The 10,222-nt window shown below is 60.5% G+C and carries 8 protein-coding genes; all 8 read left to right on the forward strand.

The window, feature by feature from the left end; all coding sequences use genetic code 11:
- Window positions 1–93 precede the first annotated feature (93 nt).
- The 8 genes from ACSFE6_RS29300 to ACSFE6_RS29335 all read left to right on the forward strand — a co-directional run bounded on the left by ACSFE6_RS29300 (window position 94) and on the right by ACSFE6_RS29335 (window position 10,103).
- A complete protein-coding gene (locus ACSFE6_RS29300; RefSeq protein ID WP_435430865.1) occupies window positions 94–1,011 on the forward strand; it encodes an alpha/beta hydrolase in 918 nt (305 codons plus the stop codon).
- A 104-nt stretch (window positions 1,012–1,115) separates the two neighbouring features.
- On the forward strand, window positions 1,116–2,087 hold the full coding sequence (pip, locus tag ACSFE6_RS29305; RefSeq protein ID WP_435430866.1) for a prolyl aminopeptidase: 972 nt from the start codon (window positions 1,116–1,118) through the stop codon (window positions 2,085–2,087).
- Window positions 2,084–2,521, forward strand: coding sequence for a D-aminoacyl-tRNA deacylase (gene dtd / locus ACSFE6_RS29310; protein ID WP_007989269.1), 438 nt, complete (start codon window positions 2,084–2,086; stop codon window positions 2,519–2,521). The genes pip and dtd overlap by 4 nt, the downstream gene beginning before the upstream one ends.
- A 321-nt stretch (window positions 2,522–2,842) precedes the next feature.
- Window positions 2,843–4,663, forward strand: a complete 1,821-nt coding sequence (locus ACSFE6_RS29315) for a glucan biosynthesis protein G (protein WP_435430867.1) — start codon at window positions 2,843–2,845, stop codon at window positions 4,661–4,663.
- Window positions 4,656–7,226, forward strand: coding sequence for a glucans biosynthesis glucosyltransferase MdoH (gene mdoH, locus ACSFE6_RS29320; protein WP_435430868.1), 2,571 nt, complete (start codon window positions 4,656–4,658; stop codon window positions 7,224–7,226). Before ACSFE6_RS29315 ends, mdoH begins: the two co-directional genes overlap by 8 nt.
- A 262-nt stretch (window positions 7,227–7,488) precedes the next feature.
- Window positions 7,489–8,286 carry a transporter substrate-binding domain-containing protein gene (locus tag ACSFE6_RS29325; RefSeq protein WP_435430869.1) on the forward strand — a complete coding sequence of 266 codons (798 nt, stop codon included), beginning with the start codon at window positions 7,489–7,491 and terminating at the stop codon, window positions 8,284–8,286.
- A 130-nt stretch (window positions 8,287–8,416) separates the two neighbouring features.
- The gene (locus ACSFE6_RS29330) at window positions 8,417–9,376 is read left to right on the forward strand and encodes an amino acid ABC transporter permease (RefSeq protein WP_435430870.1); all 960 of its coding nucleotides are present in this window, start codon (window positions 8,417–8,419) and stop codon (window positions 9,374–9,376) included.
- Window positions 9,369–10,103 carry an amino acid ABC transporter ATP-binding protein gene (locus ACSFE6_RS29335; RefSeq protein ID WP_435430871.1) on the forward strand — a complete coding sequence of 245 codons (735 nt, stop codon included), beginning with the start codon at window positions 9,369–9,371 and terminating at the stop codon, window positions 10,101–10,103. The genes ACSFE6_RS29330 and ACSFE6_RS29335 overlap by 8 nt, the downstream gene beginning before the upstream one ends.
- The last annotated feature ends 119 nt before the right edge of the window (window positions 10,104–10,222 follow it).

The raw sequence follows: 10,222 nt of genomic DNA on the forward strand, positions 1-10,222 counted from the left end.
GGGCATCTCAGTCAAGATCGGTGTGCCTGACACACCGCTTTCGCGAGCAGGCTCGCTCCCACTATGTATGTCTCCTGTACGGGCACCAGGCTCATGGCTCCTTACCCGCTTTCTGAACAGATGACGGCTTTCGTCGAGAAAACCGTCAGTTTCAACAGCACCGACAGCAGCCTCCCCGGATTGCGCCAGGCCTACAGCGACATGTGCCGGGCGTTTACCCCATCACGTCCAGTCGGGCTTTATGTGGTCGATTTCGAGTTGGCCGGTGTGTCGGTGCGGTCCTATCAACCGCCTGTTTCGCCGCCGGCCGATGGCGCGCCGTGCATCCTTTACCTGCACGGTGGCGGGTGGGTGGTGGGGGATCTGGATTCCCACGACTTCATCTGTGCCGAACTGGCCTCGACACTCGGCGTGCTGGTGATCGCCGTGGATTACCGACTGGCGCCGGAGTATCCGTATCCGGCGGCCTTCGAAGATTGCCTGGGCGTTTGGCGAGCATTGCGTAATGGTCCGTTTCGCCTGGACCCCAAGCGCACCCTGGTGGCGGGTGACAGTGCGGGCGGCAATCTTGCGGCGGCGTTGTGTCTGGCACTGCGCGATGCCGGCGAGCCGGTGCCTTGCGCCCAGGTGCTGATCTATCCGGGGCTGGGCGGTGACCACCGGTTAGCGTCGCGCAGCGAATGCGCCGATGCGCCGTTGCTCAGCAGCAGTGACCTGGACTGCTATCAGGCGCTGTACCTGCGTGGCACGCCTAAACCGGGCGCTTATGCCATGCCGTTACTGGCCTCGGACTTCAGCGGATTGCCACCGGCATTGATTGCCGTGGCGCAGTTCGATCCGCTGCGCGATGACGGCCTGCAGTATGCCGAACGCCTCAACGCCGTCGGGGTGGCCGCAACGTTGTATTACGGGGACGGACTGGTTCATGGTTGTTTGCGGGCGCGCAGGCAGGCTGCCGAGGTGGATGCGCTCTACGAAACGCTGATCGATTATCTGGCGGCAAAACTCTGACTCCGCAAGGGCATGCTCATTGACGTAAATCGGGTTTATGATGCCGGACGGCAGAATAATAGAAGTCCCCCCAGGGATGAACTCGACCCCTTACGGAGCGCGCAATGCAGACTTTGTACCCGCAGATCAAACCCTACGCCCGGCACGATCTGGCCGTCGACGAGACTCACACGCTGTATGTCGACGAAAGCGGTTCACCGGAAGGTTTGCCGGTGGTGTTCATCCACGGCGGACCTGGCGCCGGGTGTGATGCGGCGAGCCGCTGCTACTTCGATCCGAATCTGTATCGCATCGTGACCTTCGATCAGCGTGGCTGCGGTCGCTCCACGCCCCACGCCAGCCTGGAAAACAACACCACCTGGGATCTGGTCGCCGACCTTGAGAAAATTCGTCAGCACCTGGGCATCGACAAGTGGGTGTTGTTCGGCGGTTCCTGGGGTTCGACCCTGGCGCTGGCTTACGCGCAAACCCACCCGGAGCGCGTGCATGGGTTGATCGTGCGCGGGATTTTTCTCTGCCGTCCGCAGGAAATCGAGTGGTTCTATCAGGCCGGTGCCAGCCGCCTGTTCCCCGATTACTGGCAGGACTACATCGCGCCAATCCCGACGGACGAGCGCGACGATCTGCTCGGTGCATTCCACCGGCGCCTGACCGGCAACGATCAGATCGCCCAGATGCACGCGGCCAAGGCCTGGTCCATTTGGGAAGGCCGGACCGCGACTCTGCGCCCGAACCCGCTGGTGGTCGATCGTTTCTCCGAGCCTCAGCGCGCGCTTTCGATTGCGCGGATCGAATGCCATTACTTTACCAACAACGCCTTTCTTGAACCGAATCAACTGATTCGCGATATGGGCAAAATCGCTCACTTACCGGGCGTCATCATCCACGGTCGCTACGACGTGATCTGCCCACTGGACAACGCTTGGGAACTGCACCAGGCCTGGCCGAACAGCGAACTGCAAATCATCCGTGACGCTGGCCATGCCGCCGCCGAGCCGGGGATCACCGATGCCTTGGTCCGTGCTGCCGATCGGATGGCGCGGCGACTGCTCGACCTGGCCCCGGAAGAAGCATGAAGGGCCTGTTGCAGCGCGTGCGTGGCGCGCGAGTCGAGGTCGCGGGAGAGGTGGTGGGCGCGGTCGATCAAGGGTTGCTGGTGCTGGTCGCCGTCGAACCCGATGACACGCGGGCCAGCGCCGACAAACTTCTCAATAAGCTGCTTAACTATCGGGTGTTCAGCGACGCCGAGGGCAAGATGAATCTGTCCCTGGCGGATGTGGGCGGCGGATTACTGCTGGTCTCGCAGTTCACCCTGGCTGCGGACACCAAGAACGGGTTGCGACCGAGTTTCTCGACGGCGGCTCCCCCGGCCTTGGGTGAGGAGTTGTTCGACTATCTATTAAGCAAAGCGAAACAGGTGCATGGCACTGTGGCATCAGGTAGATTCGGCGCGGATATGCAGGTGCACTTGGTCAATGACGGCCCGGTAACCTTCCTGTTACAGACCTGAAAGCGCTTGAAACATCTTTTTACGCGCTTTTCGACTGAAAACAGGCGTTTTTCGCGATAAATACTTTGTTACCCCTGATGCGTTGTAACGCGGGCTACTAGATAATCGCGCGCTACGGGGATCAGCGTTCGTTGGTCCATTTTGACTTAGGTAGAGACTTGTCTGGATCCGATTGGGGAATCATTTCGCCCCAGCGGAGTCGGAACAATGCTCGCCAACTTGGCAAGAGTGGTCTGCAAGGCCGGTTTTTTTGTACCGGGAACCGTACAGACCCTTTAACTGGCCGTTGGTTTTTTGATCTGTTTTCGGCGAGGGTTGCTCGTGATTGTTAGTCCCTGTAACGCACCAAAATTGTCTGCCAAACGGTTGCGCAGCGCTCTGGTAGCAGGCTCGGCGATGCTCTGCCTGCTCAGCGCTGGCCAGCTTTGGGCATTCAACCTGGATGATGTATCGGCCAAGGCAAAAGAGCTGGCCGGTCAGAAGTACGAAGCGCCGCGCAGTAACCTGCCGAACGAATTCCGCGAGATGAAGTTCGCGGACTATCAGAAAATTCGCTTCCTGACGGAAAAAGCCGAGTGGGCGGATCAGAAGACCCCGTTCAAGCTGTCGTTCTATCACCAGGGCATGCACTTCGATACCCCGGTGAAAATCAACGAAATCACGGCGAACACCGTCGAAGAGATCAAGTACGACCCAAGTCGTTTCGATTTCGGCGACCTCAAGTTCGATCCCAAGGCCACCGAACAACTGGGCTACGCCGGTTTCCGCGTGCTGTACCCGGTCAACAAGGCTGACAAGCAAGACGAAATCATGACCATGCTCGGCGCGAGTTATTTCCGCGTTGTTGGCAAGGGGCACGTCTACGGTTTGTCCGCTCGCGGCATGGCGATCGATACCGCTTTGCCTTCCGGCGAAGAATTCCCGCGTTTCCGCGAGTTCTGGATCGAGCAACCGAAGCCGGGCGACAAGCACCTGGTGATCTTCGCACTGCTGGATTCGCCACGGGCAACCGGCGCCTATCGCCTGACCCTGCGTCCGGGCAGCGACACCATCGTCGACGTCAAGGCGCAGATGTTCCTGCGTGACAAAGTCGGCAAGCTTGGCATCGCCCCGCTGACCAGCATGTTCCTGTTCGGCGCCAACCAGCCGTCGAAAGTCCTCAACTACCGTCGTGAACTGCACGATTCCAGCGGCCTGGCGATCCATGCCGGCAATGGCGAATGGATCTGGCGTCCGCTGAACAACCCGAAACACCTGGCCGTGAGCAACTTCTCCGTGGAGAACCCGCGTGGTTTCGGCTTGCTGCAGCGTGGCCGTGACTTCAGCCACTACGAAGACCTCGACGACCGCTACGACAAGCGCCCAAGCGCCTGGATCGAGCCGAAGGGCGACTGGGGCAAGGGCACCGTCGATCTGGTCGAGATTCCGACCGCTGACGAAACCAACGACAATATCGTGGCTTTCTGGAGCCCGGAAAAGATGCCGGAGCCAGGCCAGCCGCTGGACTTCGCCTATCGCATGCACTGGACCATGGACGAAGCCGCGTTGCACGCACCGGACAGTGCCTGGGTAAGCCAGACACTGAAATCCACCGGTGACGTCAAGCAGTCCAACCTGATTCGTCAGCCGGACGGCAGCGTTGCCTACCTGGTCGACTTCGAAGGCCCGTCGCTGGCGGCCTTGCCGCAGGATGCAGATGTGCGCAGCCAGGTCAGCGTCGGCGACAACGCCGAGCTGGTCGAGAACACTGTGCGCTACAACCCTGAAACCAAGGGCTGGCGCCTGACCTTGCGCTTGAAGATCAAGGACCCGGGCAAATCCACCGAGATGCGTGCCGCGCTGGTGCAGAACATCGTGCCTGCCGATCTGGCCAAGGCTTCGATTCCAGCGTCCAACTCTTCCGTGGTCAAGGCCGACAAGGTCGCCGCCAAGCAAGCGGAAAAAGCCGAGAAGGACGCGAAGGCCGCCGCCGAGGCCAACAAGGCCGAAGCCAAGCCGGTCGCAGATGCCAAGGACAAGGCGAACAACAAAGACGCCAAGCAGCCTGTCGCTGCGGACGCGGCCCCAGCCACACCGGAATCGGCCCCGACTGAAGAAGTCCTGACCGAGACCTGGAGCTATCAGTTGCCTGCCGATGAGTAATTCTCAAGTACAGCCAGAGACGCTTTCCGAGTATCTGGCGCATCTGCCGATGACCGACCAGCAGCGCGCGGAACTCGCGGGCTGCCAGTCTTTCAGCGAACTGCACGAGCGTCTGTCGTCCTCCACGTTCGACGCCCCGACCGAGGCCGCCCAGGCTTCGGTCGGCAAGCGCCTGACCCTGAGTACCGCCGAAGAACTGGCAGACGCCGAAATGCTCGCGCTCGATGCCAGTGGGCGTGTTTGCCTCAAGGCAACGCCGCCGATTCGCCGGACCAAAGTCGTGCCGGAGCCGTGGCGCACCAATATTCTGGTGCGCGGCTGGCGTCGCCTGACCGGCCGCACCAACCCGCCGAAGCCGCCGAAAGACGCGAATGTGCTTCCGGCGGCGCGCTGGCGCACCGTGGGTTCGATCCGTCGCTACATTCTGCTGGTGCTGATGCTCGGCCAGACCATCGTTGCCGGCTGGTACATGAAAGGCATCATGCCGTACCAGGGCTGGTCGTTCGTCGACCTCAACGAAGTCTTGCATCAACCGCTGATGCAAACGGCCACACAAGTGCTGCCGTATGCGTTGCAAACCAGCATCCTGATCATGTTCGGGATTCTGTTCTGCTGGGTGTCGGCCGGTTTCTGGACCGCGCTGATGGGCTTCCTCGAGTTGCTGACCGGTCACGATAAGTACCGGATCTCCGGTAAAAGTGCGGGCAACGAGCCGATTCCCAAAGATGCGCGCACCGCACTGGTGATGCCGATCTGCAACGAAGACGTACCCCGGGTATTCGCCGGTCTGCGCGCAACGTTTGAATCGGTCGCGGCCACGGGTGACCTGGATCGTTTCGACTTTTTCGTCCTCAGCGACAGTAATGACGCCGATATCTGCGTTGCCGAACAGCAGGCCTGGCTGGACGTCTGCCGCGAAGCCAAGGGCTTCGGCAAGATCTTCTATCGCCGCCGCCGTCGTCGCGTAAAACGCAAGAGCGGCAACCTCGACGACTTCTGCCGTCGTTGGGGTGGCGACTACAAGTATATGGTCGTACTCGATGCCGACTCGGTCATGAGCGGCGAGTGCCTGACCAGTCTGGTACGCCTGATGGAAGCCACGCCGGACGCCGGGATCATCCAGACCGCGCCACGTGCGTCGGGCATGGACACCCTGTATGCGCGCATGCAGCAATTCGCCACCCGTGTGTACGGTCCGCTGTTCACCGCCGGCCTGCACTTCTGGCAGTTGGGCGAGTCGCACTACTGGGGTCACAACGCGATCATCCGCATGAAGCCGTTCATCGAGCACTGCGCCCTGGCGCCGCTGCCCGGTAAAGGCGCGTTCGCCGGTGCGATCCTGTCCCACGACTTCGTTGAAGCCGCGCTGATGCGTCGTGCCGGTTGGGGCGTGTGGATCGCCTACGACTTGCCGGGCAGCTACGAAGAACTGCCGCCGAACCTGCTGGACGAACTCAAGCGTGACCGTCGCTGGTGCCACGGCAACCTGATGAACTTCCGCCTGTTCCTGGTCAAGGGCATGCACCCGGTACACCGCGCGGTGTTCCTGACCGGCGTGATGTCTTACCTGTCGGCGCCGTTGTGGTTCTTCTTCCTCGTGTTGTCGACGGCGTTGCTGGCGGTCAACACCTTGATGGAACCGCAATACTTCCTCGAGCCGCGCCAGCTCTATCCACTGTGGCCACAATGGCATCCGGACAAGGCGATCGCGCTGTTCTCGACCACGATCGTGCTGTTGTTCCTGCCGAAGCTGTTGAGCATCATCCTGATCTGGGCCAAGGGCGCGAAAGAGTTCGGTGGCAAGTTCAAGGTGACGCTGTCGATGCTGCTGGAGATGCTGTTCTCCATGCTGCTGGCGCCGGTGCGGATGATTTTCCACACCCGTTTCGTCCTCGCCGCGTTCCTCGGTTGGGCCGCGACCTGGAACTCGCCGCAGCGTGATGACGACTCCACACCCTGGAGCGAAGCGATCAAGCGCCACGGTCCGCAAACCTTGCTGGGCTTCTTCTGGGCCTTGCTGGTGATCTGGCTGAACCCGAGCTTCCTGTGGTGGTTGGTGCCGATCGTCGGTTCGTTGATGCTGTCGATCCCGGTGTCGGTGATCTCCAGCCGTGTCGGCCTGGGCCTCAAGTCCCGTGACGAAAGCCTGTTCCTGATCCCTGAGGAATACAATCCGCCACAGGCGTTGTTGGCGACCGACCAGTACACCCACGAAAACCGTTATCACGCACTGAACGACGGCTTCATCCGCTCGGTGGTCGATCCCCAGCAGAACGCCCTGGCGTGCTCGCTGGCGACCTCCCGTCACCGCCAGGCCGAGCCGATCGAATGGTTGCGGGTCGAGCGGGTACGCCACGCCATGAAGGTAGGGCCGGAAGGTCTGACCAACAACGAGCGTGTGCAACTGCTGAGCGACCCGGTGGCGTTGGCTCGCTTGCATGAGCAGGTCTGGAGCGAAGGTCACCCTGAGTGGTTGGGCGCATGGCGCAAGTCGGTCAAGGCTGACCCCCATGCACCGCTGCTACCGCTTAAACCACTGAGCGTGCAGCCTCAGTTGGCCTGACCCGACCCCCGTTCCGATCAGGAGCGGGGGCGTTTTCGAAAAGATCGCAGCCTTCGGCAGCTCCTACATGGGATTGTGTACACCCTGTAGGAGCTGCCGAAGGCTGCGATCTTTTGCTTTTACCCTTTGTGCATTCAACTCAGTACGTTAGCATCCGCCCCCGAAAAAGGTGCGCCCGGACCATTCGCGTCCGTATCTATCGTTTTTCACTGGAAAACGGTCGGTTTCGCGCCGCAAACGCAATGGTTTTGGGGACTTGAAGATGAAGAAGTATCTGTCGATGCTGCTGGTCGGCGTCACGGCATTGGTTGCAGTCAGCGCGGCGCAGGCCGGTGCCATCGATGACGCGGTCAAGCGCGGCACGTTGAAAGTCGGCATGGACCCGACCTACATGCCGTTCGAAATGACCAACAAACGCGGCGAGATCATCGGCTTCGAGGTCGACATCCTCAAGGCCATGACCAAAGCCATGGGCGTCAAGCTGGAGCTGGTGTCCACCGGTTACGACGGCATCATCCCGGCCCTGTTGACCGACAAGTTCGACATGATCGGCAGCGGCATGACCCTGACCCAGGAGCGCAACCTGCGCTTGAACTTCAGCGAACCCTTCATCGTGGTTGGCCAGACCCTGCTGATCCGCAAGGATCTGGAAGGCACCATCAAGTCTTATAAAGACCTGAACACCGCCGACTACCGTATCACTTCCAAACTCGGCACCACCGGCGAAATGGTCGCCAAAAAGCTGATCGCTAAAGCCAAGTACCACGGCTACGACAACGAGCAGGAAGCCGTGCTCGACGTGGTCAACGGCAAGGCTGATGCCTTCATCTACGATGCGCCTTACAACGTTGTCGCCGTGAACAAGGTCGGCAACGGCAAACTGGTGTTCCTCGACAAACCGTTCACCTACGAGCCACTGGCCTTCGGTCTGAAGAAGGGCGACTACGACAGCATCAACTTCATCAACAACTTCCTGCACCAGATCCACGAAGACGGCACCTACGATCGCATCCATGACAAGTGGTTCAAAGACACTGCTTGGCAGAAGGACATGGAGTAAGGCTCGGTCAGTTAGACCGCGTCGCGCCCAATCGCCAGCAGGCTGGCTCCCACAATGAAATGCACTCCCCTGTGGGAGCCAGCCTGCTGGCGATGACGGCCTCCAAGGCAACACAAATCCGGAATTTGCAATGAAACATAAAAAAGCCCAATGGCCCTGGCACGTGCTCACCGTGCTGGTGCTGATCGGCCTGGCCGGCGCGTTGTATTACGCCACCTCGTTGATGTCTTACGAATGGCGTTGGAATCGCGTTCCGCAATACTTCGCCTACCACGCCGAAGAGTCCCAGCGCGCCGCCGACATTTCCACCGTCAGCGAATTGGTGCGCAAGGGCGACAAGGCTGAAGTCACCCTGCGCAACGACGCGGGTGATGAACAACATCTGACCGTCGACGAAAACAGCCTGCAAGTCGCCCAGGGCGATGATGTGGCCGAAGGTGATGTCATTGGCGTGACCCGCCATTGGGCTGCGGGACCGTTGATGTGGGGGCTCTGGACGACCTTGTGGCTGTCCGTGGTGTCTGGTGTGCTGGGTTTGCTGATTGGTCTTGCCACCGGCCTGTGCCGGTTGTCGAACAACCCGACCCTGCGTGACCTTTCGACCATTTACGTCGAGCTGGTGCGCGGTACGCCACTGCTGGTGCAGATCTTCATTTTCTACTTCTTCATCGGTACGGTGATGAACCTGTCCCGGGAATTCGCCGGGATTGCCGCGCTGTCGCTGTTTACCGGTGCCTACGTGGCGGAAATCATCCGTTCCGGCGTGCAGTCGATCGCCCGTGGCCAGAACGAAGCCGCGCGCTCCCTGGGTTTGAGCGCCGGTCAGTCGATGCGTCACGTGGTGCTGCCGCAAGCGTTCAAGCGTGTGCTGCCGCCGTTGGCCGGGCAGTTCATCAGCCTGGTGAAGGACACCTCGCTGGTGTCGGTGATCGCGATTACCGAACTGCTCAAAAGCGGTCGAGAAGTCATCACCACCTCGTTTTCGCCGTTCGAAATCCTGTTCTGCGTTGCTGGCCTGTATTTGTTGATCAACCTGCCGCTGTCGAAAATCGCCGGCCGGCTTGAGCGGAGGCTCGCGCAAAGTGATTGAAGTCCGCGATCTGGTAAAAGTCTTCGATACCCGCGGTCACGTGGTCCGTGCGGTGGATAACGTCTCGACCAACGTCGCCAGGGGCGAAGTGCTGGTGGTGCTCGGTCCGTCAGGTTCCGGCAAGTCGACCTTTCTGCGCTGCCTCAATGGCCTGGAAGAATTCGACTCCGGCTCGGTGAGTATCGACGGTCTGCAACTGGCCGACCCGAAAACCGATGTGAACGCCTATCGCCGCGAAGTCGGCATGGTGTTCCAGCACTTCAACCTGTTTCCGCACATGACCGTACTGGAAAATCTGTGCCTGGCGCAGAAAGTCGTGCGCAAGCGCGGCAAGAAAGAGCGCGAGGCCAAGGCCATGGCGTTGCTGGAAAAGGTCGGGATTGCGCAGAAGGCTCACGAGTATCCGTCGCGCCTGTCCGGTGGTCAGCAACAACGCGTGGCAATTGCTCGGGCGCTGGCCATGGAGCCGAAGGTCATGTTGTTCGACGAACCGACTTCGGCGCTGGACCCGGAAATGGTCGGGGAGGTGCTGGACGTCATGAAGAATCTGGCCCAGGAAGGCATGACCATGGTCTGCGTCACTCATGAAATGGGCTTCGCCCGGGAAGTGGCGGACCGGGTGCTGTTCTTCGATCACGGCAAACTGCTGGAGGATGCCTCGCCGGCGGAGTTCTTCGATGCGCCGAAGGATCCGCGGGCGCAGGCGTTCTTGCGGCAGGTTCTTTGATCGCTGCGTCTATGCGATCGCTTTCGCGAGCAGGCTCGCTCCCCCAAACGGCCAAAGCACCCTGCGGGAGGGAAAACTCTCTCCAAAAGACCAAAACCCTCCCCCACTGCACACCGAGA

Source organism: Pseudomonas baetica (assembly GCF_051216495.1).
GTDB classification, from domain to species: Bacteria; Pseudomonadota; Gammaproteobacteria; order Pseudomonadales; family Pseudomonadaceae; genus Aquipseudomonas; species Aquipseudomonas baetica_B.